At 42.1% G+C, this 26,400-nt stretch carries 29 protein-coding genes and 1 pseudogene; 19 read left to right on the forward strand and 11 right to left on the reverse strand.

All coding sequences use genetic code 11. The features are described from left to right. The 3 genes and pseudogenes from E0F88_RS29555 to E0F88_RS29565 all read right to left on the reverse strand — a co-directional run. A pseudogene (locus tag E0F88_RS29555) lies at positions 1–269 on the reverse strand (heavy metal translocating P-type ATPase); the annotation flags it as partial. Between the two features lie 38 nt (positions 270–307). Next, positions 308–2,617, reverse strand: coding sequence for a multicopper oxidase domain-containing protein (locus tag E0F88_RS29560; protein ID WP_131961952.1), 2,310 nt, complete (start codon positions 2,615–2,617; stop codon positions 308–310). A gap of 91 nt (positions 2,618–2,708) precedes the next feature. Further along, positions 2,709–3,536, reverse strand: a complete 828-nt coding sequence (locus E0F88_RS29565; RefSeq protein WP_229213952.1) for a DUF3347 domain-containing protein — start codon at positions 3,534–3,536, stop codon at positions 2,709–2,711. Between the two features lie 654 nt (positions 3,537–4,190). Here E0F88_RS29565 and E0F88_RS29570 point away from each other — a divergent pair. From E0F88_RS29570 to E0F88_RS29620, 11 genes are all read left to right on the forward strand, one after another. After that, a complete protein-coding gene (locus E0F88_RS29570; protein ID WP_131961954.1) occupies positions 4,191–5,285 on the forward strand; it encodes a sialidase/neuraminidase family protein in 1,095 nt (364 codons plus the stop codon). A 146-nt stretch (positions 5,286–5,431) separates the two neighbouring features. Next, entirely contained in the window at positions 5,432–5,761 is a 330-nt protein-coding gene (locus E0F88_RS29575; RefSeq protein WP_131961955.1) for an ArsR/SmtB family transcription factor, read from the forward strand. Positions 5,762–5,809: 48 nt separating this feature from the next. After that, positions 5,810–6,388 carry a DUF6428 family protein gene (locus E0F88_RS29580; protein WP_131961956.1) on the forward strand — a complete coding sequence of 193 codons (579 nt, stop codon included), beginning with the start codon at positions 5,810–5,812 and terminating at the stop codon, positions 6,386–6,388. Positions 6,389–6,406: 18 nt separating this feature from the next. After that, positions 6,407–6,904 (forward strand): GNAT family N-acetyltransferase, encoded by a 498-nt coding sequence (locus tag E0F88_RS29585; protein WP_131961957.1) that lies wholly within the window; start codon positions 6,407–6,409, stop codon positions 6,902–6,904. Positions 6,905–6,909: 5 nt separating this feature from the next. After that, on the forward strand, positions 6,910–7,326 hold the full coding sequence (locus E0F88_RS29590) for an arsenate reductase ArsC (protein WP_131961958.1): 417 nt from the start codon (positions 6,910–6,912) through the stop codon (positions 7,324–7,326). Position 7,327: 1 nt separating this feature from the next. Continuing rightward, complete coding sequence (gene arsB, locus E0F88_RS29595; RefSeq protein WP_131961959.1) at positions 7,328–8,401, forward strand: ACR3 family arsenite efflux transporter; 1,074 nt, start codon at positions 7,328–7,330, stop codon at positions 8,399–8,401. 7 nt (positions 8,402–8,408) lie between these two features. Beyond that, on the forward strand, positions 8,409–9,467 hold the full coding sequence (locus E0F88_RS29600) for an ArsO family NAD(P)H-dependent flavin-containing monooxygenase (protein ID WP_131961960.1): 1,059 nt from the start codon (positions 8,409–8,411) through the stop codon (positions 9,465–9,467). Beyond that, positions 9,464–10,240, forward strand: a complete 777-nt coding sequence (locus E0F88_RS29605; RefSeq protein ID WP_131961961.1) for a metallophosphoesterase family protein — start codon at positions 9,464–9,466, stop codon at positions 10,238–10,240. Before E0F88_RS29600 ends, E0F88_RS29605 begins: the two co-directional genes overlap by 4 nt. Further along, positions 10,237–10,986 carry a metallophosphoesterase family protein gene (locus E0F88_RS29610; RefSeq protein ID WP_131961962.1) on the forward strand — a complete coding sequence of 250 codons (750 nt, stop codon included), beginning with the start codon at positions 10,237–10,239 and terminating at the stop codon, positions 10,984–10,986. The genes E0F88_RS29605 and E0F88_RS29610 overlap by 4 nt, the downstream gene beginning before the upstream one ends. Before the next feature lie 11 nt (positions 10,987–10,997). Continuing rightward, positions 10,998–11,375, forward strand: coding sequence for a glycine cleavage system protein GcvH (gene gcvH, locus E0F88_RS29615; protein WP_131961963.1), 378 nt, complete (start codon positions 10,998–11,000; stop codon positions 11,373–11,375). A gap of 19 nt (positions 11,376–11,394) precedes the next feature. Continuing rightward, the gene (locus tag E0F88_RS29620; RefSeq protein WP_131961964.1) at positions 11,395–11,736 is read left to right on the forward strand and encodes a hypothetical protein; all 342 of its coding nucleotides are present in this window, start codon (positions 11,395–11,397) and stop codon (positions 11,734–11,736) included. Between the two features lie 162 nt (positions 11,737–11,898). On the opposite strand, the gene E0F88_RS29625 is transcribed toward E0F88_RS29620, so the two are convergent. The 4 genes from E0F88_RS29625 to E0F88_RS29640 are packed head-to-tail and all read right to left on the reverse strand — an operon-like array spanning position 11,899 to position 13,523. Continuing rightward, a complete protein-coding gene (locus tag E0F88_RS29625; protein WP_131961965.1) occupies positions 11,899–12,309 on the reverse strand; it encodes a bleomycin resistance protein in 411 nt (136 codons plus the stop codon). Positions 12,310–12,327: 18 nt separating this feature from the next. Continuing rightward, positions 12,328–12,537, reverse strand: a complete 210-nt coding sequence (locus E0F88_RS34420; RefSeq protein ID WP_131961966.1) for a GDCCVxC domain-containing (seleno)protein — start codon at positions 12,535–12,537, stop codon at positions 12,328–12,330. A 6-nt stretch (positions 12,538–12,543) separates the two neighbouring features. Then, positions 12,544–13,131, reverse strand: coding sequence for a mercuric transport protein MerTP (gene merTP, locus E0F88_RS29635; protein ID WP_131961967.1), 588 nt, complete (start codon positions 13,129–13,131; stop codon positions 12,544–12,546). Further along, on the reverse strand, positions 13,128–13,523 hold the full coding sequence (locus E0F88_RS29640) for an ArsR/SmtB family transcription factor (RefSeq protein WP_131961968.1): 396 nt from the start codon (positions 13,521–13,523) through the stop codon (positions 13,128–13,130). The genes merTP and E0F88_RS29640 overlap by 4 nt, the downstream gene beginning before the upstream one ends. 602 nt (positions 13,524–14,125) lie before the next feature. On the opposite strand from E0F88_RS29640, the gene E0F88_RS29645 reads away from it, so the two are divergent. From E0F88_RS29645 to E0F88_RS29665, 5 genes are all read left to right on the forward strand, one after another. Next, complete coding sequence (locus E0F88_RS29645) at positions 14,126–15,103, forward strand: YeiH family protein (RefSeq protein ID WP_082218000.1); 978 nt, start codon at positions 14,126–14,128, stop codon at positions 15,101–15,103. A 35-nt stretch (positions 15,104–15,138) separates the two neighbouring features. Further along, positions 15,139–16,077: a LysR substrate-binding domain-containing protein gene (locus E0F88_RS29650; protein ID WP_229213953.1), complete on the forward strand. Its 939-nt coding sequence runs from the start codon at positions 15,139–15,141 to the stop codon at positions 16,075–16,077. A gap of 165 nt (positions 16,078–16,242) precedes the next feature. Next, positions 16,243–17,283 carry a c-type cytochrome gene (locus tag E0F88_RS29655; protein ID WP_082217966.1) on the forward strand — a complete coding sequence of 347 codons (1,041 nt, stop codon included), beginning with the start codon at positions 16,243–16,245 and terminating at the stop codon, positions 17,281–17,283. A gap of 36 nt (positions 17,284–17,319) precedes the next feature. Then, positions 17,320–17,781 carry a DsrE family protein gene (locus E0F88_RS29660; protein WP_082217965.1) on the forward strand — a complete coding sequence of 154 codons (462 nt, stop codon included), beginning with the start codon at positions 17,320–17,322 and terminating at the stop codon, positions 17,779–17,781. Positions 17,782–17,807: 26 nt separating this feature from the next. Beyond that, on the forward strand, positions 17,808–18,731 hold the full coding sequence (locus E0F88_RS29665; RefSeq protein ID WP_082217998.1) for a molybdate ABC transporter substrate-binding protein: 924 nt from the start codon (positions 17,808–17,810) through the stop codon (positions 18,729–18,731). A gap of 300 nt (positions 18,732–19,031) precedes the next feature. Here the strand turns inward: E0F88_RS29665 and E0F88_RS29670 are convergent, their stop codons facing one another. The 4 genes from E0F88_RS29670 to E0F88_RS29685 form a co-directional block, all read right to left on the reverse strand. Beyond that, positions 19,032–19,796 (reverse strand): LytR/AlgR family response regulator transcription factor, encoded by a 765-nt coding sequence (locus tag E0F88_RS29670; RefSeq protein ID WP_082217964.1) that lies wholly within the window; start codon positions 19,794–19,796, stop codon positions 19,032–19,034. Then, on the reverse strand, positions 19,765–20,823 hold the full coding sequence (locus tag E0F88_RS29675; protein WP_082217963.1) for a sensor histidine kinase: 1,059 nt from the start codon (positions 20,821–20,823) through the stop codon (positions 19,765–19,767). Before E0F88_RS29675 ends, E0F88_RS29670 begins: the two co-directional genes overlap by 32 nt. Before the next feature lie 78 nt (positions 20,824–20,901). Continuing rightward, a complete protein-coding gene (locus E0F88_RS29680) occupies positions 20,902–22,299 on the reverse strand; it encodes a YncE family protein (protein ID WP_229213954.1) in 1,398 nt (465 codons plus the stop codon). Between the two features lie 2 nt (positions 22,300–22,301). Further along, positions 22,302–22,931, reverse strand: a complete 630-nt coding sequence (locus tag E0F88_RS29685; protein ID WP_082217961.1) for a DUF305 domain-containing protein — start codon at positions 22,929–22,931, stop codon at positions 22,302–22,304. Positions 22,932–23,572: 641 nt separating this feature from the next. On the opposite strand from E0F88_RS29685, the gene E0F88_RS29690 reads away from it, so the two are divergent. From E0F88_RS29690 to E0F88_RS29700, 3 genes are all read left to right on the forward strand, one after another. Then, complete coding sequence (locus E0F88_RS29690; protein WP_131961970.1) at positions 23,573–24,178, forward strand: recombinase family protein; 606 nt, start codon at positions 23,573–23,575, stop codon at positions 24,176–24,178. 150 nt (positions 24,179–24,328) lie between these two features. Then, positions 24,329–25,552 carry a PDDEXK family nuclease gene (locus E0F88_RS29695; protein ID WP_131961971.1) on the forward strand — a complete coding sequence of 408 codons (1,224 nt, stop codon included), beginning with the start codon at positions 24,329–24,331 and terminating at the stop codon, positions 25,550–25,552. Between the two features lie 52 nt (positions 25,553–25,604). Then, entirely contained in the window at positions 25,605–25,928 is a 324-nt protein-coding gene (locus E0F88_RS29700; RefSeq protein ID WP_131961972.1) for a hypothetical protein, read from the forward strand. Positions 25,929–26,400: the final 472 nt, after the last annotated feature.

A 26,400-nucleotide genomic window follows, 5' to 3' on the forward strand; every position in this document is an offset into this window, starting at 1 on the left:
AAATAGATAATGCTGCTAAGGATTAAGAGTACATATTTGTCGCCGGCAAATGTCAGGTCAAATCCGGCCATTTGCTGGATCATATGCGAGAGCAGCAGCACAGGAATAGTAAGTACCATGCATATCCAGAAGCGTTTTAGAAAATCTTCTGTGTGATGCCCGGCATGTTTGTCGTGGCCCTGGTGCTCATCCATTTGCTTCGTTGGATGATGATCTTCAGGCATTGGAACCTCTTTTGGCATGTGATGGTGCCCGTGGTGATTTTCCATTTTTTTGGTTTATGTGGAAAGGCCAAGCCTTTCATTGATCAATAATTCAAAGTCAATCCTACACCAAATCCCATATCACTATCATAATGCGCGGTAACCCCTGCGTTCCTGGTAAAAATATATTTGATCGCCGCCATATACTCTTTATCGGTGTTGACCATCAGGTTCATCCTAAGGCGTTTGGAAACAGGTATATCCATGCGTTCTAACTGAAAGCGGACAATCCCGTCGGTGAAAATCTCGGCCTGGGCAGTAACCAGCATGGGCAACGTATAATTGACACCCGCACTTAGAATGGAGCGTTTATCTTTGGTATTCCGTTGACCAAAGAGATTCGTTTCCACTTCATCCATGTCCATTTTCCGGTACCGCCAGTCAAAGCCGATAAAGGGCATGAGCCACTGCATTTTGCCAAGGTAACGGCCTACATGCGTTTCTACTTCGTAGCCATGGTGATCATTGTAACCCAGCCGCCATTCCGTGCCAATACTCCACCGGGTATTTTGCAGCATGGCTTCACCATCGTTGCCGTTGGTAGCAAAATCGTTCTCGGCCATAAAATGGAATGCCCGGTCATCGGCAAAAAGTCTGCGTTGTGCTAACCTTGGATTAGGAATTTCGGGGTTAGCAGGTGAATTCTCGTAGGAGAAGACCGCGCCCATACCACTCATCATATGGTAAAGGATATGGCAATGAAAAAACCAGTCGCCGCTTTCTGTAGCTGCAAATTCAAGCGTGTCAGTTTCCATCGGCATAACATCAATGATGTTTTTCAGCGGTGCGTTAATGCCCTGGCCATTGAGAACCCTGAAATCATGGCCATGAAGGTGCATCGGGTGGCGCATCATCGAATTATTGTAAATGACCATCCGTACGTTTTCGCCTTTTTTAATCAGGATCTTATCCCTTTCAGAAACCACTTTATTATCCATACTCCATACATAGCGGTTCATGTTGCCGGTCAAAACGAAGCGTAGCTCTTTTACCGGTGCGTTTCTTGGCAAAGAGGTGTTGACAGGTGATTTGAGCATCGCATAGTTCAGGGTCGTAATCGATGACAAGGCGTTGCTGTTATACATGTTATGATCTGCATGTCCGCTTTCCATCGGCTTCTTATTATCATCCATTTTCATACCCTCCATTCCTTTCATCTCAGCCGGTTTAGCCGTCTCTTTGATTTTATTACCTGCCGGTGGGCCGGTAATTTCAGGATACATGACCACGTTCATATCCATCTGGTTCAGGCTCATATTCATGCCCATATCATCCAGGTCACCATTCATTTTCATCATGCCATTCATCATTTTCATACCCTCAAAATATTTGAGTCGGGGTAGCGGCGATGCCAGTTGTTTTACTCCTTCACCCAGGTACAGGGAAGCAGATTTAGTCCGGTCTTCCGATGTTACCAGAAACTCATAAGAAACTGGGGCAGATCCGGGATTTATCTGGGGAATGCTGACAATCACATCATAAGTCTCTGAAACGGCTATAATCAGCCTGTCTACTTCTACCGGCTCTACATCGTTACCGTCGTTGGCGACAACAGTCATTTTACCACCTGCATAAGTGAGCCAGAAATAAGTGGATGCACCGCCGTTTGAAATTCTTAATCGAACTTTCTGCCCGGGCTTAAACTGTGGAAGCTGACTTTCGTTCTTTCCGTTGATTAAAAATTTGTTGTAATACACATCACTCACGTCCATGGCTGTCATCCGCTTGAACTCGTTGGCTACTTTGGTTTTAAAATAGCCTTGCTGGATTGCTTCAGAATAGCTTTGCGTAGTACCCTTCTGGATGGCAAACCAGTCACTGGCATTGTGCAGCATCCGGTGCACGTTTTTGGGGTTCAGGTCCGTCCATTCGCTCAGCACAATCGGTACTGTGGGAATGTCTGGTTCTTTATTCTTGTTCAGGATCATCGATCCATACATACCAATCTGCTCCTGCAGTTCCGTATGGCTGTGATACCAGTGTGTACCATTTTGAATAATGGCAAACCGGTACAAATGGGTGGTATGTGGCTTAATAGGCATTTGGGTCAGATTCGGAACCCCATCATATTTATTAGGCAAGAACAAGCCGTGCCAGTGCAGGGAAGTTTCCTCATTAAGCTCATTATGTACATAGATCTCAGCCGTGTCGCCTTCCGTAAAAGTCAGTGTGGGCATGGGTATCTGTCCGTTTACCGCAATGGCCCTTTTAGGTTTGCCAGAAAAATTTACTGTTGTGTCTTTAACGTATAGGTCATACCGGACTATTTTCTGAGCAAATATTGTTTCAGAAAATAGAAGGAAGATAATAACAGGGAAAATAGCCTTTATGCCAGCAGTTTTACCGAAATGCATAAGTGTTTTGTTTTGTAAGAAGAAGAATATTCTGCTCTTACAGTCAGCTGTAAGAGCAGAATTAAAGTACGGAGACAAAAACCGTCTTTTGTTATTTGATGGTTTCCGTTGTTTTACCACAGTTTAACATCTGAGCGCCGTAGTATGGGTTTTTGATAGCCGGTATCTGGCTTAGCCAGTTGGCTCCTTTGCCCTCTTTGGCCATCGGGCAATGCTGGTAATAAACCGTCTCAGATGGCTTTCCAGATTTTATGACTTTGTACATATTATCTGAAAGGGATGAGAAATGGTCCCTCTGGTGGCCTGTATCCTTGGTTTCAGCAATATGGTCTGCATCAAAATCAAGGTCTTTCATTACTTTCATCCAGATCATATGCTGCTCAGAGGCAAGCTGATCCATTTTGACTGCCTTGATTGCTTTTACCAGGCTGGTCGCATTTGTTGATGCGGCGTTTCCGTCAGAATTAACCAACGCATCTTTAACTGCATAATAGGCATCCAGGACAGGCTTTAAAGGATCGGCGGCTGCGTCCTTATCCGTGCTCGCCATAGCACCATGCTGATGTTCAGGCATCTTTTTCTGTGCAACAGCATCTTTTTTAACGGCACGTTCATACTTGCAGCAATCCTCCAGCTTGCCGTAAGCATCGTCAGGAGCTAAATAGCGATCATTATCATACCCAGCCAAAGCCACTTTTTTCAGAACCGCGTCAATTGATGTTTTTTTATTGTCGTAGGTGACCTGGGCCATTTTCGTATCCTTGTCCCAGCTGGCTTTTGAAATGTTTTTCTCAAAAGCCGCCGTTTCAATACCTTCTTTGCATAAGGCGCATGATCCGGCAATTTTTACATTGTCAGTGGATATATTTTTTATTTCTGCTTTGAGCAGAATGGAGGACAGCAACAGTACTGCTGCCATCAATATTTTTATTGATTTCATCTGATTAAACTAAACTGTTAACAATAAATTGAACATTCAAAAGCAGGGATGCTTTTAAAAAGACGCACTTGTGGCGTCAGGCAACTTAACAGCTTATGTTTGGGGGCATCCAAAGAGACAGATATACCGGTTGGGGAGCAGATTCTTTGAAGAACCAGGAATTAGCCTGGCTAATTGTAAAAACAGGCTTCTCAATGAGTATGCCCGGATATGTTTTTAATGCAAACACCGAAGATCCATGAGCACAACTGCAGCCGGATCCATCGCAACTATGGCCACACATTTTCTTCTTAGCGCCTGATTTTTGATGATCGGAAGTGACGCAAAAATCTTTTTTGTGGGAAGAATGCTTAATTTCAGTTTTTGAGATTTTGTGTTTACTGCCACATGCATAACTATTCCCCACCGGAAGGACCAGTAAGCAAGTCATCATCAGGAAGAATAAAACAAAATATTTCATAAACAAATAAATGCTTTTTAGCTTTACAAAGATCATGCCTTATCTGAAATTATAACTACATAATTATAAAAGCGGCTTACATAATTATGGAATTACTGATTTCTGAAAGGTAAAAAGCCTCTTTTTTTGCTTTTCAGCGTAGAAAGGATCTTGATTTAAATTAAAATAGGAAAATGATACTGTTATCTAAACTTGGAATATTTATTCTGGTCTCCATGCTGCTCTCACCGCAAAATGATAAGAAACCTGTACATTCTTTTGAATCAGAGCAAAATTTGGGCAGTGGCAGTCAACCTGAAATTGCTGTGGATGCGAGTGGAGTTATCCGTATTGTTTATGGGGTTAAAAATGGAAAGGAAAGGGATTTGTATTATGTGTCTTCTGTTGATGGGGGCAAGTTTTATTCAAAGCCTTTTGTAGTCGGTAATTTCTCTCAGATGGGCCTGGGAATGGGCAGGGGACCACAACTGACCACAACAAAGGATTATACCGTTGTGACTGTTGGCGATCATCAGGGAAATCTGTTTGCTGTTAATCTTTCTAATAAAACCAACCAGTGGTCAAAACCTGTTAGGGTGAACGATGCAGATACGACAGCCAAAGAAGCGCTTTCAGGTCTTGGTGCTGGTAAAGATAATCTTGTATATACTGCCTGGCTGGATACCCGCCTTGGAAACAATAATTTATATGGGGCACTTTCCAGTGACGGCGGTTTAAGCTGGGGGGAAAATCAATTGATTTACAAAGGAGAGCAAAATGGTATCTGTGACTGCTGTAAACCCTCGGTATACATCAATCCAGGAGGGAAAATATTTGTCATGTTTCGTAATAAGATGAATGGTGCGCGTAATATGTACCTGATTTCGTCGAATGATAATGGAGAACATTTTGGACAGGCAGGCAGGCTAGGTATGGGGAATTATATGATTAATGCCTGTCCGATGGACGGTGGGGATTTGACAGTTAATGCAAAAGGAGAAGCTTTCACGGTCTGGCGTCGTCAAATGGAAGTTTACCTTGCGGAGCCTGGCAAAGCTGAGATAAAATTAGGCAGTGGCCGCACGCCTGTAATACTTCAAACTGCCAAGGGTAATGCTATTGCCTGGCAACTGGATAATAGTATTCAGTTCCAGGGCCCCGATGGTTTAAAAACTTCCTCACTCGGTATTGGTCAATATCCCAAGCTTGCACTGGCGAAAGATCAGAAAACAGTTATTTGCACTTTTGAGCGAGATGGGCAGATAATAGTAACATCGGTTATTTTGTAGAGCATTAGTGATGCAACTTAATACCCAGTAGCCTATGACGCTTGTACTACTGCTATACAATTTCTTTATACCAACCTACATTTCAGAAAGTAAAATAATGTCTATCGTATTATTGCAATGAATAAAATTTACTTTATCTTTGACACATGGGAGTTACAAAGACACATGTATTTACGGATAAACAAAACCGGATTGCTGATTTAGCCAAAGCGCTGGCACATCCGGCACGGGTTGCTATCATTCAGCATCTTTTAAAAGAAAAATCATGCGTTTGCGGAGATTTGGTAGAAGTGCTGCCGCTTGCGCAGGCCACGGTTTCACAGCATTTAAAGGAGCTTAAAAATATTGGTATCCTGCATGGAGAAATCAATCCGCCTCGTGTTTGCTATTGCATCAATGAAACAGTATGGCAGGAAGCAAAAGCTATATTTGGGGAAATCTTTGAATCAGATATTGAAGTAGCCTGCTGCAATTAAGTATGTGGACAAATAATTTATTTATTTTTATTTAATCGTAACATAGCAATGAACAACTTAAATCCAATGAACTGGCAAGCCTTCAAAAATATGCTTTTGGAAAATCCGGACAAGGTCCTCCAATTCCAATACGCAGAAGGTGAGTATGTAGATGCATCATATCATATTACCGAGATCAAACAAGCTCCGATTGTATCTGTCGATTGTGGTGGCGTGATGAACAGCTGGACGGAAATTGTTGTGCAGCTTTGGGAGCCGTCGGTAGCAGAGACAGAACGTGCCATGAAAGTAAGCAAAGCGCTTTCCATCATCAGCCTGGTAGAAAAATCGCTTCCACTTAATCCGCTGGGCGTGGTCAAAATAGAATTTGGTAATTCAAAGTTTGATACCCGCCAGATGTACCCTTCTGAATTTATAGCTGAAGGTGATTCCTTTACTGTTAACCTGGCCGCTGATTTTACCCAGTGCAAGGCAATAACCAGGGGACAAAGCTGTGGCACTACACCATCCGGTGAAGAATGCTGCACACCTTCAAGCGCGACAGTGGCTAATGTTAAACAAGTGCAGGTACTTGAAATGGTTGGTGCAGAAACCCAAAGTTGCACGCCGGGCGGGGGATGCTGTTAATAATCTAATCTGGTAAATATGATCACGATACGAAATTTAGAACCAGGTGATTGGCCAGTAGTCCGTGAGATTTATGAACAAGGTATAGCTACCGGCGATGCCACGCTTGAAACCAGCGCTCCTGAGTGGCCGGCCTGGGACCAGTCCCATGTAGCCTGGCACCGTTTTGTGGCACTTTCAGACACTGGTGAAATTGCCGGGTGGGCAGCATTGACAGCTGTATCCGGAAGATGTGTCTATGCCGGCGTAGCCGAAGTGAGCGTTTATGTCGGTAGCCGGTTCCGGGGACAAAAAATAGGTGATAGACTTTTAAAGCACCTTATCCTGGATAGTGAAAAAGGGGGCTACTGGACACTTCAGGCAGGCATATTTGCCGAAAATGTTCCCAGTATCAGGCTACACGAGAAAAACGGTTTCCGTCTGATCGGATACCGTGAAAATATCGGAAAAATGAAGGGGATCTGGCGAAGCGTCAACCTTTTGGAAAGAAGAAGCAAAATAACAGGAATAGATTAAGCAAAATGAAAAAAGTATTAGTGCTTTGCACCGGGAACAGTTGCCGGAGCCAGATAGCCGAAGGCTACCTCAGAAAATTTGCCGGTGATAAAGCAAGCGTATATAGCGCAGGGGTTGAGACCCATGGAGTGAACCCCAAAGCTATTTCCATCATGGCAGAAGACGGGATTGATATCTCTGGCCACACCTCTAACAACATCGATGAATACAAAGACATTGACTTTGATTTTGTGATCACGGTCTGTGATAACGCCAAAGAACGCTGTCCCTATTTTCCGACTAATGCGAAGAAATTCCATCAAAACTTTCCAGATCCTGGCAAAGCAACCGGCAGCGAAGAACAAATAACAGAACAGTTTCGTACTGTACGTGAAATGGTCAAAGCCTACAGTGAGAACTTTGTTAAAGAAAACTTAATATAGCATGTCTGCAAATAATTGTGCCCCTGCGGCAAACCGGAAGAAGCTAAGCTTCCTGGACCGCTACTTAACATTATGGATTTTTATGGCCATGGCCATTGGCGTAGGCCTTGGTAACTTTGCTCCCTCATTACCTGATTATATCAATACTTTTTCAAGTGGTACAACCAATATCCCGCTTGCTATCGGCCTGATCCTAATGATGTACCCGCCACTGGCCAAGGTGAAATACAACAAAATGGGCGAAGTATTTAGAAATACCAAAGTGATGACGGCTTCGCTGGTACTGAACTGGATTATCGGGCCGGTACTTATGTTTATACTGGCCATTATCTTTCTTCCGAATCATCCGGATTATATGATCGGGCTAATTCTGATCGGTCTGGCCCGGTGTATTGCCATGGTTCTGGTCTGGAACGAGCTGGCAGAAGGAAGCCGGGAATATGCTGCCGGGCTGGTAGCATTAAATAGTGTGTTTCAGGTACTGCTTTACAGCTTTTATGCTTATTTCTTTATTACGGTTTTGCCCCCATTGGTGGGACTAAAAGGACTGAATGTAAATATTACGATCGCTGAAATTGCTAAAAGTGTAGGCATTTACCTGGGTATTCCTTTTGCTGCCGGAATGATCAGCCGTTTTGGGCTGTCTGCCTTGAAAGGAGAAGACTGGTATGAGAAAAAATTTATACCTATGATATCACCTGTTACTTTGGTTGCGCTTTTAGCTACGATCATGCTGATGTTCAGCTTGAAAGGCGAGCTGATTGTTCAGCTGCCGGGTGATGTGCTTTTAATCGCTATTCCACTGGTCATTTACTTTGCGATCATGTTTTTGGTAAGCTTCTTTATGGCAAAATCACTGGGTGCGGATTACTCACAAAATGCTTCCATTGCCTTCACTGCGGCAGGTAATAATTTTGAACTTGCCATTGCAGTTGCTATCGGCGTGTTCGGGATCAACTCCGGTCAGGCATTTGTTGGTGTAATCGGTCCGCTGGTAGAAGTACCGGCTTTGATTGCCCTGGTGAATGTGGCTTTTTGGCTGCGGGATAAATATTACAAAACTGAAATTGCCTGAGCCCTGCATGGAATTATATGACCTGGTAATTATTGGTGGTGGGCAGAGTGCTTTAGCTTGCGGGTACTTTCTTCGCCGGGCGAATCTGAAATACATTATTTTGGATGACCAGATGCAAGGCGGTGGAGCGTGGCAGCACGTCTGGGATACTTTGACTTTATTTTCACCGGCACAGCATAGCTCGTTGCCAGGATGGATGATGCCAAAATCAGAACATGAATTTCCTTCTAAGAAGGAAGTACTGGACTATTTGGACGCTTATCAAAAACGCTATGATTTAAATATACAGCATGGCATAAAAGTGCAGGATGTTCAAAAAGAAGGTAATATTTTCACTATTTTTTCGGATCAGGGGCAGTATCATAGTAAAACGGTGATATCGGCCACCGGTACTTTTCAAAAGCCGTTCGTGCCGGATGTACCGGGTAAAGATCTGTTTAAGGGTCAGCAGCTGCATTCTTCACAGTATGTAAATGCAGATCCTTTTATCAATAAAAAAGTACTGATTGTAGGTGCCGGTAATTCCGGAGCACAGATCCTGGCGGAAGTTTCAAAAGTAGCAACCACTGTTTGGGCAGCAGAAAAAGAGCCGGAATTTTTGCCCGATGATGTAGACGGCAGGGTACTTTTTGATGTGGCTTCTGCCAAATACCATGCGATGAAAGAGGGCAAAGAATTTAATTCAGCTCAGTACAATGTAGGTAATATCGTGATGGTGCCGGCAGTAAAAGAGGCACGCTCACGTGGTGTGCTGAAAACACGGCCTACTTTTAAAACCATGTACAGGGATGGGGTTATATGGCCGGACGGCATTCATGAAGCCTTTTATGTCGTGATCTGGTGCACGGGTTTTGGCTTTGCAACTGATCATCTTACAAATCTTGGAATTTTAAAAGAAAAAGGAAAGGCCGATTGTGAAGGCACAAGATCGAAGGAAGTAACCGGCTTATGGCTGGTAGGCTACGGGAGTTTTACCGGATACGCTTCTGCTACGCTGATAGGTGTAGGCCGGTCTGCCCGGCAGACAGTTTCTGAAATTATTGAATACTTAAATTTACAACCATGAAAATTGTCCTTTTTTCAGATATCCATGCGAACCTGCCTGCCTTAGAGGCGTTTTTTAAAGACGTTGAAACACGTGATACAGATGCTATTTATTGCCTGGGTGATCTGGTAGGCTATAATATCTGGCCCAATGAAGTAGTTGATGAAATCAGAAAACGGGGTATCCCCACCATTGCCGGTAATTATGACTTCGGCATTGGAAGAAGCAGCGACGATTGTGGATGTGCCTACAAAACCGATGATGAAAAAGAGAATGGGAAAGTATCTATTGCTTATACAAATCAGATTGTAAAAGATGAGCAAAGGGCATACCTGCGTACTTTGCCAGCTCATATCCGGCTGGAATTTCAATTGAATGAAAAACTTTTGCAAGTGCTTTTGGTTCACGGCAGCCCGCGCCGGATAAATGAATATTTGTTTGAAGACCGGCAGGAGCAAAGCATGATCCGGATCATGGAGCAGGCAAATGCAGATGTGATGCTCTTTGGTCATACACACAAACCGTATCATAGAATTTTGGATTCAGTTCAGACAGACGGCAGCGATTATTTCCGTCATGCGATCAATATCGGATCTGTTGGCAAACCCAAAGATGGCGATCCAAGGGGTGGTTATGTAATCCTGAATATTGGGCAGGATGCATCTATATCAAATAAAGACAGCATCGTGGTAGAATTTATACGATTTGATTATGATGTTGAAAAAGCAGCCAAAGCCGTAGAAGACAGCATTCTTCCTGATGCTTACGCAGAATCCTTACGTACAGGCAAATGAGAATAGCATTACTATCTGATATCCATGCCAATCTTCCTGCTTTTGAAGCAGTCCTTGAAGATATTGAAAAACAAAAACCGGATGCGGTTTACTGCCTGGGTGATCTGGTTGGTTATAACGTCTGGCCTAACCAGGTCATTGGTTTGATCCGCAAACATGGAATTGCCACCATTGCAGGAAACCATGACCTGAAAGTCTCTAAAATACTTCAATCAGAAGGTGAGTGCAGCAAAGAGCAAAGCAGTGATTATGCTTATAAGCTTGTTGGCTCTAAGGAGCGGGATTATCTTTTGACACTTCCCAGGCATTTAAAACTCGAATTTCAGCTCAATGACGATCATTTAAATATGCTTTTGGTACATGGCAGTCCCCGCAGTATCAATGAATATCTTTTAAAAGAACTTCCGGAGCAGTATATATTGGAAATACTCAAAGAGTTCAAAGCCGATATCCTATGCTTTGGCCATTCCCATAAGCCTTATCACCGCATCGTCAATTCCGGGGTTAATGGTATGGATCATTACCATCACCTGATCAATACCGGCTCTGTTGGTAAACCCAAAGATGGTGATGCAAGGGCTTGTTATGTGATGCTTACCATTGATCATCAGACAACTGTAACAAGTCCCGATGGTATTCAGGTTGAATTTATCCGGGTGAAATATGATGTTGAGAAAGCAGCAAGGGCAGTCGAGCTTAGTTTGCTGCCTGATGCATTTGCAGATAACCTTAGAAAAGCTTACTAAACAAAGGGATTATGAATTTTCCACAAGAATTACGGTATTCTGCCCAGCATGAATGGGTGAGCGTTAAAGACGGTGTAATCACTATTGGTATTACAGAATTTGCTCAGAGCGAACTGGGTGATATTGTGTTTATAGAGTTGCCTGATGCCGGGCAGACCTTTAAAACGGGTGAAGTTTTCGGAAGTGTGGAAGCAGTTAAGACTGTATCGGATCTATTTATGCCCCTATCAGGCGAAGTGATCCAGATTAATCCTTCCCTAGCTTCAGAGCCTGAACTATTAAATGAAGACCCTTACGGTGAAGGATGGATTATGCAGATCAAAGGATTCTCTGTAAGTGAATTGGAAACACTTCTTTCCGCTGACCAGTATCAGAACCAGATCGGATAATCAGTAGATTTTATATCTTATGAAAGCATTACTCTTCTCTGTCATTATGCTTTTCCAAAGTGTTTTGGCCCGGTCAGTATTAACCATAACTGAAGATCCTTCGTATCAAATCAGCGAGCAATTGTCATCCGTGCTTTCCTATCCTATAAGTCTTTACAGGGACAAAGACAGGGTTGTTGTTATACAATTTTATCTTAATGAAGGTAATACGATTGCGAGAGTAAAAGTCCTGTGTGAAAATGAAGATCTTCGCTTCGACCTGATCCGGCAGTTAACAGGCAGGAAATTAAACCTTAGTGCAAAGTATTCCTTTCAGGAATATACAGTTAAGCTACGTTTTCTCAGAGATCAGAATCTTTAAATTTCTTTAATTAAATCTTTGATATTACGCTTAGTAACTAAATATCTATTTGCTTAGCGTATGTTTTCATCGTCCGCGACTGCGGCCCCTTTGTAACAAAAACATCAATTGATCTTTGGTTTTTGCAGCCTTTACTTTCCTGTATTATCGAAATGCATAAGGCTAAATCTCTTCATAAAAAGTTAACAGGTTACGATGGTGGTCTAGTGCCGGAAACTCCCGGTCTCCCCATGGTTGCTCTTCCACAACAGTGCCAGCACTATAAATAACACCTTGCTTTTTATATTCTTCATACAACTCATCGATACCCTGGACTTCAATCCGGCAACTGGCCGTACCCGCCAGAAAGCTTTCGGCCCCACTGCAAATTGGATCTGCTGCCAGGGACAAGCCTTTGTTCTTCCAGTTTACATCTGACGATGCCCACAGATGGATTTCAATTTCGTCCCGCACTACTTTAGCAAAGCCATCGTCATAATATGGTGCCGTAAAACCCAATTTTTCAGAATAAAATTTTACCGACTCTTCAATATTTTGAACAGGAAGGGCCGGAATTGTTTTCATCATTTTCATGTCATTGATATTATACTGTTAGGCACAGCATGACTTGTTCATTTGGATAGGTGGGCACTTCACAGTTCCATAGGTGCAAAATACACAGCAATCACCCGCAGCTGGCTTTAGCAATGTCTTGCAATTTGTACACTCGTAAAAGTACATACATGCATTAACCGGCATTGTTTCAGCATATTCGGTATTGCAGTGCGGACAGGTAATTACAGATTCTAATATTACACTCATAACTGCCTAGTTTGTTTCAACGACTTTATATCCGGTAGCATCGACTGCCTTTTTAATTGCTGCCAGTGATGTTTTTGTACTGTCATACTGAACGGTTGCATTACCGTTTTTGTACGATACCTGAACCTTGTGTATGCCTTTTAATTTATTGACTTCCTGTGTAACATGATGTTCACACCCTTCACAGGTCATACCTTTAATCTTTATAAGGGCTGTTTGCCCTTTCTTGGAAATGGGTTGTTTTGCTTCCTGATTTTGATGATAGACTAGTGCAGAATAACTCGGAAAAGTAATGAGAAGTACTGCTGCAAGGGTAACCAGGCTTAAAAATTTTTTGGATTGCATAAATGGTTTGTTTTCAGGTTCACAATGACATGAGACTTCGGAAACTGGTTTTAACTGCTGATACCAGGCAAAACCCAAAATCAATACAGTACCAACAATAAAATAAGGACGTGCAGGCACAATCCAGTCAAAAGTTGTTGCCAGGCTGCTTGTCCCGGCCACCATGGCCAGTAATGGTGTAATACAGCAGACAGAACTTGCCAATGCAGTAAGTATACCGGCATTAGCGGTGATTTTGGGCGCTTTCATACTGCTACACTTTCTTGATTGGGGATATTTACAAATAACTGGTTGATGACATTTGCCTGATCAGGTATGATCGAATAAAAGATAGTCTGCCCGGTTTTTCTGGTTCGTACTAAACCAGCGTCCTTTAATTTACGAAGATGTTGAGAAACAGCCGGAACCGTCATCTGCAAAATATCGCTTAAGTCGCAGGGACAAAGCTCGTTTTGCTGCTGGATTAGATAAAGTATTTTTAGACGGGCATCATTTCCAGCAAGCGCGTAAACCTGCGCTAATCTGGTTAAAACATCTTCATTTGCGTCCAATATTTCCTTACATACCTGGATCTGCTCTTGATCCGCAAACAAGCGGATACAACTACTGACTTGTTCTGAATCTATTTCATTATTTTCCATACCTTTCTATATTTCGATACAAATATAACATTATTTAAGTATTTGCTTAAATAATGTTTGTGTGAAAATTAAATTAAAAATAAAGAAAGGGGGAGCATCGGCTACTGACATCTCTCTAAAAACTTAAATATTCCTAAGCGAACTGGATCAGTTTGGTGCTACTGACCTTACCGGGTCTGAACTCGGTTATAGAAAATATCTATACTCCAATTTGTTAAAATAAATCGGTGGTATAAACGAACTTTGGTAAAAATGCAACATTATTCACTTCTGAGATACCATAAGCTCTTTTGGTACATATAATGGTTTGCCGTACACGTTAAATCGTATTTTATAAATATTGACCCGTCCTAAAAAGCGTTGACCATTCAACCGACGTTTTGGTTGAAAAAGACAACTGGACAGGGTTATGCAATGAGTTGACCTGCCCGAAACTTGAAAGTGGGGTAAAGAGCATCTGGCACCTTTGATAATAAACCTGACTGGTACAATGTTGGGAAAGATAATTTATGTATGATAACATTTAGTTATAACACATGCCTTTTTGTGATGAAAATATGAATCCTAAATCCAGGACCTTTGAGTATCAAAACAGAAAAGTCATGAATACTCAAAATCAGATTACAAAGCAAACGAGTGGATTACTTGTTAACCTAAGCGAAAACGGCAGAAAAATAATATTCATTGTTTGTGTTGTGCTTAGCATTACACAATTGGTAAGTCCGGCCATGGCCTTACTGATGGGCTTGGTTGTTGCTCAGCTAAGCGGCCACCCATACCTGCACTTAAACCATAAAGCAACGCACTGGCTTTTACAGGCTTCTGTTGTTGGCCTGGGTTTTGGCATGAATGTGCACAGTGCGATTAAAGCAGGCAGTGAGGGCATACTTTTCACATTAGGGTCAATCAGTATGACCTTGGGCTTCGGTTATCTGCTGGGAAAATGGCTGCGTATTGAAGAAAAAACGTCCTTTTTGATTTCGAGTGGAACGGCGATCTGCGGCGGAAGCGCGATTGCAGCAATTTCTCCCGTCATCCAGGCGAAAGAGAAACAGATATCTGTAGCTCTTGGCTGTGTTTTTATTCTCAATTCAGCTGCATTGATCATTTTTCCGCTAGTCGGACATTACTATAATTTGTCCCAGGCTGAGTTTGGCCTATGGTGTGCTTTGGCGATCCATGATACCAGTTCGGTAGTAGGGGCGGCCAGCAAATACGGCGAGCAGGCACTTGAAGTAGCCACCACAGTAAAGCTTGCCAGGGCACTGTGGATTATACCGGTTGCCTTTGCTTCCACCTTTATCTTTAAGAATGAATCTAAAAAGATTAATATTCCTTACTTTATAGGATTTTTCATACTTGCCATGGTGGTCAATACCAATGTCCCTCAGATCGCCCTGGTAAAGCCCTTGTTAACCGGTATCGCTAAGGCGGGGTTAACGCTTACTTTGTTTTTGATCGGTGCTGGCCTGTCACGAAAAGTGCTTACATCCATTGGGTACAAGCCGTTACTTCAGGGCCTTGCACTCTGGATCGTGATCTCGGCCGTTGCCTTGTATGCAGTTGTGCATTGGGCCTGATAAAGGACTTTATAAAAATAAAATATAATGAACGGATGGAAAATCCGGCTAAACTAACTTTAAAAAGAGCTATGCTATTCGATTTTCGTTTGCAGGTATTTCAAGCAGTTGCTACCAGGCTTAATTTTACAAGAGCAGCTTCTGAGTTGTTTATATCCCAGCCTGCTGTGACCAAACATATCCATGAGCTTGAAAGCCAGCTTAAGATAAAACTTTTTGAAAGAGACGGTTCAAAAATCACCCTGACCCAGGCCGGACAGCTGCTGCTGGTGCATACCAAGCAGATACTTGAAGCCTACCGGAACCTGGAATTTGATATCAATGCGCTGGCTGGACGGCATAGCGGTATACTCAGGCTAGGTGCCAGTACCACGCTTGCACAATATGTTTTACCTCCTATTTTAGCCGCATTCCATAATAAGTTACCGGATGTGCAGGTGACACTTACGGTTAATAATACCGAGCAGATCGAGCAGCTGCTTCAGAACAAAATAATTGACCTGGGCGTGATCGAGGGTTATTCTAAAAATACAGCCATCCGGTATTCAGAGTTTCTGAAAGATGAAATCGTGCTGGTTTCCAGTTTGAAAAATACATTTGTAAAATCAGGGTCTATTCTGCCGCAGCAGCTCAAAGAAATTCCGCTTCTTCTTCGGGAGCCGGGTTCGGGAACACTGGAAGTAATCGGACATGCACTAAAAGCGGCAGGCATGAGCCTGTCTGATTTAAAAAGCGAAATGCAGCTTGGAGGAAGCGAAAGTATAAAATTATACATGCTTCATTCTGATTGTATGGCATTGCTTTCGATCCATGCGGTATTAAAGGAGCTTCAAAACAAGGAGTGCTACATTGTCGATATTGAAGGGCTTAACATAGAAAGGTATTTTTATTTCACACAGCTTCATGGTCAGCAAGAAGCGCTTCCTGAACTGTTTATGAAATTTGCCTGCCGTAATGCCGGATTACCCAGGTGATGAAAGTATATGAATGGTACGCTCTTCTATAATGAAATGTTATGGCACATTACTTTTAATGATTTCTATTAGGGCTGTGTTCACCCTATCTTTGTATCATCAATCAGCAGAACGTCATCATACCCTTGAATCTGCCTGAACAATAATTTTCTAAACCTAATAAATATGAAGGATCCAATAACCTTTCTGAAGTTGCTGAAAAATACTCTGACTTGTCTTCTTGGATTGGCAGGTCTGTTGCTGCTGATCACTGGAATTCTACTGCCTGGCCTGGCGCAAAGACCGGCTAAAATTCCATCAGCCAGTGCTGCTAGTGCCCCAAAGAAAACGGAATCAGTGCGGCCGCAAAATCAACTCTGGCAGCCGCCGAAGACAGATTCTATTCCCAAAATCAGCGAGATAGAGCTGATCCGGTATGGAAAAGAGCTGATTGCACACACCGCTGACTACCTGGGGCCAAAAGGAACTGTGATGCAGATTAGTAATGGGATGAACTGCCAGAACTGCCATCTTGACGCAGGTACCAAAATCATGGGCAATAATTATGCGGCGGTATTCAGCACTTATCCCAAATTCAGGGCACGTTCGGGCACAGAAGAGACCATCATCAAACGCATTTCAGACTGCTTTGAAAGAAGTTTAAACGGAACGAAACCCGACAGCGCCAGCAAGGAAATGACAGCGATGATCGCTTACATGAAGTGGCTGGGGAAGGATACTCCCAAAGGTATCGTGCCGAAAGGAACGGGGCTAGAGAAGCTTGCCTACCTTGACCGAGCCGCAGATCCTAAAAATGGGCAGATTATTTACAAAGCCAAATGTGAAAGCTGTCATGGTGTTAACGGTGAAGGAATACCCAATCCGGAGAAAGGGTCTTACATCTATCCGCCGCTTTGGGGTAAAAACAGCTACAACGACGGGGCAGGACTTTACCGGCTTTCCTCCTTTGCAGGCTATGTGGTAAACAACATGCCTTTCGGTGCGAGTTATGAAAACAGGCTATTGACTGAGAAAGAAGCCTGGGATCTTGCCGCATTTGTCAATTCACAGCCACGCCCGCACAAAGACCAAAAAAATGATTGGGTGGACCTTACCAAAAAACCAATTGATTTTCCGTTTGCACCCTATGCTGACGAATTTACAGAGAAACAGCATAAGCTTGGTCCATTCAAGGCTATTGCAGATGCAAAAAAAGAAAGAAAATAATTTAAACAGTACCCTAATCTTTTAAAACCAAAACAGATGAAAACGTTGAAAACAATGATGTATGTAGCAGCAATGCTTATTTCTGCAGGTGCGATTGCGCAGAAATCTCCCGTAAGTCCAGCAGATTTTCACGGAGCTATTGCAGATCAGAAATCCTATAAGGTGGTTTATCAGCTTAATAGTGATGACGAAAAAGTAATTAAAGCAACGATGAGAAACATTATGAATGCGCTGGATGACCCGCGTTTAAATGGAAAACTGGAAGTGGAACTTGTGGCGCATGGCGGGGGAGTGACCGTGTTTAAAAAGGACCAGCCCTATGAAACCCAGCTAAAAGCTTTGCAGCAGCGAGGGGTGATTCTGGCTGAATGCGAGAACACGATGCGAGAAAGAAAAATCAGCAAAGATGAGCTCTTTGACTTTATTTCTTATGTGCCCAGCGGAAACGGAGAAATCATTATCCGTCAGCAGCAAGGCTGGGCCATTGTACATCCATGATCATCATCAACCTATTAACAACAGATATGAAACATTTAGTAATCATCACCGCACTCATTTTGAGTTTAACAAGCCTAAGTCAGCTTCATGCCCAGCAGCAGGAACACCGTTTTGACCCACCCTGGAACAAACCCTGGAACGAAGGCCTTTCCTTTACCGTAGCGGGTGTTGACAATGTGCCTGATCTGTACGGAGATATCGTTGATCCGCAGCTGGTTGTGTTTTTTGCCGGAAACCAGTTTATGGTCATTGATGACCTTCTGGCCGGCTTTAAAAAAGCCTATCCTGATTACACCCGCATTTTTGCTGAGACACTTCCGCCCGGTATTTTGGCCAAGCAAATTAAAAGTGGATCAATAACAGTTGGCAACATGCGGATTTCGCATCAGCCTGATGTTTATACGGCGGGCAAATCCAAGATCTCCGAGATGCAGGATTTTTTTAGCCGCAGCGAAGTATATGCTAAAAACAATCTGGCAATCATGGTGCAAAAAGGTAATCCTAAAAATGTAAAAGGGCTCTGTGATCTTGGAAGGGCAGATGTGATGGTGAGCATGCCCAATCCTGAATGGGAGGGAATTGGAAAAAGGATAGAAGAAGCCTATGTGAAAGCCGGTGGCGAAATGCTACGAAAAAAGATCATGGAGCTAAAAGTAAAAGATAAAACAACGTATCTGACCCAGATCCATCATCGTCAGACGCCCATGCGCATCATGTACGGACAATCACAGGCCGGGCCCGTGTGGTATTCTGAGGCCTATTATCAGAAGATGATCGGCAATCCAATCGAGATGATCCCGGTTCCGGAAAAGGAAAATATCCAGGCAATCTATATGGCCGGGCAGCTCAAAACCGCGCCACATCCCAAAGCTGCCGAAGATTTTATGAACTTTCTGGTCAGCAGCGAAGCAAAAAAGATTTACCGCCAGTATGGCTTTACAGTGGATTAAGCCAATGGTCTATGAAAAGACTTTTTTAGCCAGAGGCTTCTGATAACAGCGACGGCAAATGCACAGCCCGGCACGTGCTATTTAACAATCCGGGAAGCCCGTTTTATGCTGTTAACAAATGTGCACAATAGGCTAGGGTTAAAATAACAATCGGACCTGAAGAAAAATGACAGAAAAGTGCAAGGGTACATGCAGGAATTTTTTGGAGGATCTGAATTTATGCTGGCATAGTTTGTCATAAACCATCAAAGGATATGTAACCAGGAGGTGGGGATGAGAGTAATTGTTTTATTTTACTTACTATCTGCTGTCCAGCCAGTTCAGGAATGAGCCAGTTTTATCTTTTCCGATTAGTAGTTTATCGGGAGTGTCAACGGATAAAGATACGACCAGTTTGCGGGTAAAATAATGCTCTACTTCTTTAACAGCCGTATAGTTTACCAGGTACTGACGGTTAATGCGGAAAAACTGATGTGGTGCCAATTGCTGGTAAATCTCATCCAAGGATTGGTTTACGGGAAATTCCTGGCCATCAAAAGTCGTTATCGTGGTGGTATCATGATGGGTGTAAAAGAACGCAATATTTTCTGTTTGTATGGTTAGATATTTGTTATTCTTAAATACCAGAAAGCCTTTTTTACCACGGACTTCAATTTTATTCAGCAGAACTTCCAGATCCGGCAAAGCATTGTCATGTGTTTGAAAAAAGTTTTTCAGGTGAACGACTTTATCCAGTGCTGCCGTTAAACTTTCCCTGGAAAACGGTTTAAGCACATAATCTACTCCGTTAGCTTTAAAAGCTTCCAGTGCATATTCATCAAAAGCGGTACAGAATATAACCGGCGAAACGACTTTAACCAGCTTAAATATGTCAAAACACAAGCCGTCCGCCAGCTGAATATCCATAAAGATCAGGTCAGGACTTTCATTTTCCCTGATGTATTTAACTGCTGCTTCAACACTTTGTATAGTAGCCAGGATTTTTGCAGTTGGATTGATAGACAAAATTAATTGCCCTAATGCCTTGGCTGTTTTAATCTCGTCTTCGATCAACAGGATTTTCATAAATAAGAGGTAAAATAACCTTAAAGGAAATTGTATTCTGTTCTATTCTGATTTCTTTCTGAGTAAGATGCTGGTAACGCTGATTGATATTTTCCAGTCCCATTCCTGTTGATGCTTCCGGATTTTTCTTTAACTGCAATTGATTTTCAACAATCAGCGTATCATCAGCGGTGTACAATTTAATATTTAAAGGATGTTCAAGAGAAATCACGTTGTGTTTTACACAGTTTTCTACCAGTAACTGCAATGTAAAAGGAGGAATGAAAGTAAAAGCTGCGGATGTCTCAATATTGATATTCAGGTTGATGCCTTCTTCAAACCTCGCTTCCAGTAAAAACATATAAGCCTGCAATATATTTAATTCTTCTGACAGCGGAATAATATCCTGTTGTCTGTTGTTCAGTGTAAAACGGTAAAAATCAGAAAGTTTAAGAACAAACTCCACGGAATGCGCATCGCCAATCTCAATCATCGATTTCAATGTATTCAGGCTGTTAAAAAGAAAATGTGGATTGACCTGCTGTTTCAGTAATTCATATTGTGCCCCGATATGGTCTGCTTTTACACGTTCCAGTTCTATACCGATCAGCTGTGTATGATAACTTTGATAAAGCAGGTATAAAAACATATAAATGGTCAGGTTGATGAGTATGCCGCGAAACTCATACATCATGATCATCGACTCAAATTTATAATGCGGAAACAATAGCTGATGGGCACTGACCAGCAGAAACATTAAACCAATGCCCAAAAGCAAACTGTAGAGCAGTCTGAGATTGAAAAACCGGCTGGTAAATTGTCGGTTTGAAAATTTAGGCAGACTGTATATATTAAAATACCATACAAAAAGGGAAAACAAAAAAGCAACGGATGCATCCACAGCCAGTTCGATAAGCGTAATATGCAGCTGAAGTATTTTCGGTATAGACGCCAGAACGCCCATAAATAAAGCACTGAACCATATCACTCTGGCAGAGACACGAAACACAGTGCTGTTACTCAACCGGACATTGTTTTTGGTAATCATAAAATAGTTGACAGTCGGCCAAAGATAACCTTAAAAAATCATAAGGGCTTATCAAACAGTCTGTTGTAAATCTACTTTTTAAAGTTGATCTGATAATACAACATTCCCGGTTTTAGTGTCGGTTAAAATCACATGACGGAAAGACTGACTATCAACACTGTTAATCGTTTTAACCAGCCCGGTAGACTGACCCATGTATTTGCCATTCGCATCGGTATCAAAAGTATTGATCTGATAATCAGAAGAAAACGGCGCTTTATCTGACCTTGATAAAGCCAGGGTATAAGAGATGTTCGGTTGTAATGAAGTGAAAATCTGCTCCACCAGATCAGCCAGGCCAATGCTTCGCACAGCAATTCTGCCATGTGATTTTTGATTTGTGTTAACTGCATTTAATGCAATTACCTGTGTGGAAGCCGTATCATTCAGGGCAGAAAGACCGGATTTAGCGTTGATATTAGTTACCGCATTTTCAGCATAAACCAGTGCCTGCGGACTTTGTCCAATCTGGATCGTGCTGATTATTTTCATTGTTTGCAGGTCAACAGCCTGCACCTGGTCAGCGAATTCCAGGCCTACATACAGTAATTTTCCATCCGTCGAAGGCCACAGGCCATGAGGCAAAGCTCCGATATTAACCGTATCGGTTTGTTTAAAATCCTGAGCTGCATCAAATACCCGCAGTTTGTTTTCACCGCCAACTGTAACGAGCATCATCAGTTTATTTTTCACATAACTGAAAGAAACATGATTGGTTATCGCGCCGGTCGTAATCACTTTGGCAACAGACTGAGAAGCGGTATTGATAATGGTAACTTTCCCAGTATCCTTGTGCGTCATGGCTATCCATTCACCTTTGGGACTGGTAAATATATTGGGTGAAAAGGGGCTGGTAACCGGAATCTTTTTTACAATTGTATAAGTTGCTGCATCCACAATATCTACCTCCGGCGTAAAGCTGGAACATATATAGGCCAGTTTGCCATCCGGTGTAAAGGATACCATGCCCGGTCCGTCTGCAACGGGTACGCGCCTGATCTCTGCCATTTTTTCAACATCAATGACACTGATGTATGCTTCTCCTCTCACAGACACCCATATTTGTTTACTATCGGGCGTAAACGTCGGCTCGTGCGGGGAACGGCCAACATAAATGGTCTTCAATATCTGGTTTGTTTCCGTAGAGATCAGGGTAACAGCATTGGAGCCGATGGACACCACAGCCAGTATTTTTTTCTCCTGTGAGTATCGAAGGCCATGCACCAGCGCCTGGCCTTTGTATAAGGGACTCAATACGTTAGGGTAGGGTTTACCCAGTTTAATTTCTCCCAATAACTTATTCGTTGATGGGTCTACAACAGAAACGGTATTGGAAACCTGGTTACCTGTATAAACACGGTCATGAGCATACGGACTTTGGGCAGCGGTAATTAAACCAACAAGATTTAATATGACTGCAAGCGCTATTGTTTTCATTTTCATTTATTTAAGAATAAGGACATTTGTTCAATTTCAACCTGCTGTAAGGAAATAAGTTGTTTGGCAAAACCGGTAATCAGCTGATCACCGGAATATTTTAATATGATTTTGGCCATATCAACAGCGGCCTGGTGATGCGGGACCATCACAGCTGCAAAAGCATGATCAATATCTGTCAGCTGCTCATTTGAAGGCATGGTGTTCATCATGGTCTGCATCGATTGGTTCATAGACTGCTGGTAACCGGAGGGCATTTCTTTGTCCGTTGCAGAAATTTGCTTTAACCACAGGTTCATCTGCTGGATCTCACTGGTTTGCTCAGTCAGAATACTTCTGGCGAGCTGTATCATGTTAAAATCTTTGCCATGCTGAATTTCATACTTTGCCATGGCTACGGCACCTTCATGATGCGGTATCATCTGCTGTATAAAATCAGATTCCGGTGAAGTGGCTTTTGGCAGTTTACTCATTTGTACCATCATGGAATCCATCAGGGTAAGGAGCATGTTTTTACCTGCCGACGAATGCTGATGATGCATCTGCATAGATTGCGCTTTAACGGGCCTGATGGCTGTAAGCAACGCTAATACCAGCATTATTTTGAACGTATTAAATATTTTATTTTTCATGTCTTTCAGATTTAATAGTAAAACTAGGAGGATGAGATTTATTTCCTGCAGCGGCTTTTGTTAAAACCGGCACATTGGAAGCTAAAAGCGGCAGAATTCAGGCTGATTACTATATTGGAAATGACGGAAGATCCAGATGTGCTGCGCATTACGCATGGGAGTATGCAGGATTATCAAAACCGTCCCTGCCGTAGATCTGATGTTCAGATAAATTGACCGTACAGGAACCATAGCCACCCAGAAGCGAATCCAATCATCCACCAGCCTTGGTGCAGACGAACGATACGAACAGATTGCAAAAACATATTCTGAATTTATTAGGCGCTTTCCCCCAAGCCTGATTCCTTCCTACCCGGGGATTTCAGCTGAAACACTGAGTCGGATTTGTTTTTCTATACTTACTACACGAGCCTGTTCCATAAGTGCAGGCTTTTTTGTTGGACGTTCACATATAGAAAATATCTATGTGAAATTTTAGCTAATTTATTCGGTGGTATTTCTGTACTCTCGGGCACCTAAGCTTTTCTTCCCATTTGGTTCTTAAAATGCCTGATTTTGTCACTTTGAAATTACATTTTAGTGGTACACCAAAACAAATTACTGTATATTGCGAGACCACGGGTTAAAATGTACTTTTTGAAATGGTGATTGGATACATAAGGGTCTCGAAGACCGAGCAGAACCAGGATCTGCAATTTGATGCCCTTAAAAAGGCAGGTTGTGAGAAAATTTATCATGAAAAGATATCCGGCGCTTCATTGCAGAGACCGGAATATATAAGGATGATTTCAGAGCTTCGAAAGGAAGATGTCATCGTTGTCTGGAGAATTGACCGTTTGGGCAGAACAACTTATGAATTGATCAAGCTTATGGTCGAATGGAAGGAGATGGGTGTTGACTTCCGGAGCATTTCCGAAGGCATTGACACTTCTACTAAAATGGGCAGGCTTTGGTATATGCTCAGCTCTGTCTTTGCTGAAAACGAAAGAGAGATTTTGATGGAACGTACCCTGGCTGGAATGGAGGCAGCACGTGCGAGGGGTAGAGTAGGAGGCAGGCCTAAAGGGTTAACCAAAAAATCGAAAGAGTTGGCCGGCCTGGCAGCAACATTATATAATAGCAAAAAATATACAACCAACCAGATTTGCGAACAGTTAAAAATTGGAAGCAAAACTACTCTTTATAATTATTTAAGACATGAGGGGATTGAGATCGAAGGATGGGTACGCATCAATAAGAAGGATTGAATTTTTAGCGTAAATATTCTAACCGTGATTTATTTACCAGATCCTAAAATATCATGATGCTTTTTGTACTTTCAGTAAATTTAATATGCTGCGGAGTCAGAGCGCTGGGAGCGTAATGAAAAAGATGATCACAGCTAAATTTGAGATTTAATGATAATAAAAGGCAACAGGCAAAATGGTCAGCCCGTGCTGATTAAAAACAATATAGTAAGCAGTTCTGAGAGAATACCCTTGTATACTAATGAATTTAGTGAAAGCTGGATACAAAAGATCATACACGAGAATGCTGCTATACTTCCTATCAGTGATATTGAATCTGGATTTGCACCTGCAATTTCTATCGGAAGGGAAGTAAAAACAAATGCAGGTTTTATTGATAACCTGCTTATTTCGGCTGAAGGCTACATAACAATTGTTGAAACGAAACTCTGGCGCAATCCGCAGGCCAGAAGGGAAGTTGTAGGGCAGATTCTTGATTATGCCAAGGAATTAAGCAAATGGACTTTTACCGATCTTGATGATGCTGTCAGACATGTTAATCAGAATTCTGAAGGCCTAATCTCTATGATTCGCAACCAGGCCGGCAATGCTGAAACAGATGAGCATACACTGATCGATAACATCAGCAGAAACCTGAAAAGGGGGCGGTTTCTGTTATTGATCGTTGGTGATGGTATTCGTGAAAGCGTTGAAGAAATGGTCGAATACCTTTCACAGTCTCCACAGTTGCATTTCACACTGGCACTGGTTGAACTTCAGGTTTATAAACTCAGTGGTGAGGTAGATTCTTTGCTAATTATTCCTCAGATTATTACCAGGACCCGGGAAATCACCAGAGCTATTGTCCGTATAGAAGGAGATTATGCAACTGGTTTAAAAGTCAATATAGACACGGATCTGGGAGTAGAACCAGTGCAAACGCAAAAACAGTCCTATGGACGGACTACACTGACTGCACAGGATTACTTTGAACAACTGGGCCAGAATACAGATCAGTCCATAGTGGATTTTGTAAAAAAAATGATTGCTGACAGCGAACAGATCGGTCTTCTCATTGCATGGAACACAGGAAGCTTAGGGCTGCAATTCCCTGATCCGTCGGGAAGTGGAATAAACCTTAGTATTCTGACAGTTAATAAAAGAGGGCAAATTCAGTTAGGCTATGCGGAAAAGCAACTTATTGCTTTAAATATTCCGCTTGCGATCAATTACACCTTTTGTGCTGATACCGCTCAGATGTTTGCCGGTATAGAACCAAACAAAGCTAAAATGGGAAGCTGGAATAAGAACAGTACCATATTAGACCTGATAACGCAATATGACAGATTTATGTTAAGGATAGAAAAATACCTGGAAGAGGTAGAGATGATGTAAGACAATAGTCTCAAAAAACGATAATAAAACATTCACAATTAAATTTCAAAAAATGGCATTAAGTTATGAAAGTGTTCAAAAAGCGTATAAAGTCTTTCACGAATTAAAAAAGATTCTTCCTGAGCTAGAAATCCCATCCTGGCCGGAGGACATGAGTGATTGGTCTGAATCTAAGCGTGAGAGTCCAAAAATTAATCTGGTTTATGGTTTCGATAAAAAATCTGATTCTGGCTGGGAAAACATAGTTTTCTTTACCAGTGAACCTTCAATACAGCTTTTAGAAAAATTTGATGAGTTAAAGTCACAGATTCCTAATTCATCTTTATCCAAGCCTTATTCTAAGAATACTGATTTGTATATTATTGGATGGTTTTAATCTCAAAAAACGAAGCTATAATTAATCCTCCGTACCTATGGAAAATGAAGTTCATAATCAGCAACCAAATGCACCGAATAAGAATGGCTGAATTCTTCCGACCATTTTAGGTGCTGTTTTTTTAATTTGGTTTTTTTTTACTAGGGACAGGCGTACACCCGATGAGAAAATGACCGACGAATTTGAGGAAACTGAAAGTAGAGCAAGACTTGAAGAGAAAATCTCTCAATCTCGACGAGATATTTATAAGGATGTTATAAAGGATATAGAAAAAAGTTAGATACGGAGAAAATCCGTTATACAAATGTGGAAATCTCTGAAAATCAATTTGTGTGGGTTTATTTGTCTGATGCTCATAATGATGGAGATTATCTTTCCAATATGCTTTGCGTTCGAGCAAAGAAGTATTTTATGAAAGGTGTTACGCTTTTTGATTCTCAGGGAAATACGATTTGCCGGGCTATTTACAAGT

Source organism: Dyadobacter psychrotolerans (genome assembly GCF_004349265.1).
In the GTDB taxonomy this organism is placed as follows: Bacteria; Bacteroidota; Bacteroidia; order Cytophagales; family Spirosomataceae; genus Dyadobacter; species Dyadobacter psychrotolerans.

Bases quoted from the DNA above. Each gene is read 5' to 3' on its own strand.
- E0F88_RS29560 (WP_131961952.1), bottom strand. From the start codon at position 2,617: ATGCATTTCGGTAAAACTGCTGGCATAAAGGCTATTTTCCCTGTTATT.
- E0F88_RS29565 (WP_229213952.1), bottom strand. From the start codon at position 3,536: ATGGCAGCAGTACTGTTGCTGTCCTCCATTCTGCTCAAAGCAGAAATA.
- E0F88_RS29570 (WP_131961954.1), top strand. From the start codon at position 4,191: ATGATACTGTTATCTAAACTTGGAATATTTATTCTGGTCTCCATGCTG.
- E0F88_RS29575 (WP_131961955.1), top strand. From the start codon at position 5,432: ATGGGAGTTACAAAGACACATGTATTTACGGATAAACAAAACCGGATT.
- E0F88_RS29580 (WP_131961956.1), top strand. From the start codon at position 5,810: ATGAACAACTTAAATCCAATGAACTGGCAAGCCTTCAAAAATATGCTT.
- E0F88_RS29585 (WP_131961957.1), top strand. From the start codon at position 6,407: ATGATCACGATACGAAATTTAGAACCAGGTGATTGGCCAGTAGTCCGT.
- E0F88_RS29590 (WP_131961958.1), top strand. From the start codon at position 6,910: ATGAAAAAAGTATTAGTGCTTTGCACCGGGAACAGTTGCCGGAGCCAG.
- arsB (WP_131961959.1), top strand. From the start codon at position 7,328: ATGTCTGCAAATAATTGTGCCCCTGCGGCAAACCGGAAGAAGCTAAGC.
- E0F88_RS29600 (WP_131961960.1), top strand. From the start codon at position 8,409: ATGGAATTATATGACCTGGTAATTATTGGTGGTGGGCAGAGTGCTTTA.
- E0F88_RS29605 (WP_131961961.1), top strand. From the start codon at position 9,464: ATGAAAATTGTCCTTTTTTCAGATATCCATGCGAACCTGCCTGCCTTA.
- E0F88_RS29610 (WP_131961962.1), top strand. From the start codon at position 10,237: ATGAGAATAGCATTACTATCTGATATCCATGCCAATCTTCCTGCTTTT.
- gcvH (WP_131961963.1), top strand. From the start codon at position 10,998: ATGAATTTTCCACAAGAATTACGGTATTCTGCCCAGCATGAATGGGTG.
- E0F88_RS29620 (WP_131961964.1), top strand. From the start codon at position 11,395: ATGAAAGCATTACTCTTCTCTGTCATTATGCTTTTCCAAAGTGTTTTG.
- E0F88_RS29625 (WP_131961965.1), bottom strand. From the start codon at position 12,309: ATGAAAATGATGAAAACAATTCCGGCCCTTCCTGTTCAAAATATTGAA.
- E0F88_RS34420 (WP_131961966.1), bottom strand. From the start codon at position 12,537: ATGAGTGTAATATTAGAATCTGTAATTACCTGTCCGCACTGCAATACC.
- merTP (WP_131961967.1), bottom strand. From the start codon at position 13,131: ATGAAAGCGCCCAAAATCACCGCTAATGCCGGTATACTTACTGCATTG.
- E0F88_RS29640 (WP_131961968.1), bottom strand. From the start codon at position 13,523: ATGGAAAATAATGAAATAGATTCAGAACAAGTCAGTAGTTGTATCCGC.
- E0F88_RS29645 (WP_082218000.1), top strand. From the start codon at position 14,126: ATGAATACTCAAAATCAGATTACAAAGCAAACGAGTGGATTACTTGTT.
- E0F88_RS29650 (WP_229213953.1), top strand. From the start codon at position 15,139: ATGGAAAATCCGGCTAAACTAACTTTAAAAAGAGCTATGCTATTCGAT.
- E0F88_RS29655 (WP_082217966.1), top strand. From the start codon at position 16,243: ATGAAGGATCCAATAACCTTTCTGAAGTTGCTGAAAAATACTCTGACT.
- E0F88_RS29660 (WP_082217965.1), top strand. From the start codon at position 17,320: ATGAAAACGTTGAAAACAATGATGTATGTAGCAGCAATGCTTATTTCT.
- E0F88_RS29665 (WP_082217998.1), top strand. From the start codon at position 17,808: ATGAAACATTTAGTAATCATCACCGCACTCATTTTGAGTTTAACAAGC.
- E0F88_RS29670 (WP_082217964.1), bottom strand. From the start codon at position 19,796: ATGAAAATCCTGTTGATCGAAGACGAGATTAAAACAGCCAAGGCATTA.
- E0F88_RS29675 (WP_082217963.1), bottom strand. From the start codon at position 20,823: ATGATTACCAAAAACAATGTCCGGTTGAGTAACAGCACTGTGTTTCGT.
- E0F88_RS29680 (WP_229213954.1), bottom strand. From the start codon at position 22,299: ATGAAAACAATAGCGCTTGCAGTCATATTAAATCTTGTTGGTTTAATT.
- E0F88_RS29685 (WP_082217961.1), bottom strand. From the start codon at position 22,931: ATGAAAAATAAAATATTTAATACGTTCAAAATAATGCTGGTATTAGCG.
- E0F88_RS29690 (WP_131961970.1), top strand. From the start codon at position 23,573: ATGGTGATTGGATACATAAGGGTCTCGAAGACCGAGCAGAACCAGGAT.
- E0F88_RS29695 (WP_131961971.1), top strand. From the start codon at position 24,329: ATGATAATAAAAGGCAACAGGCAAAATGGTCAGCCCGTGCTGATTAAA.
- E0F88_RS29700 (WP_131961972.1), top strand. From the start codon at position 25,605: ATGGCATTAAGTTATGAAAGTGTTCAAAAAGCGTATAAAGTCTTTCAC.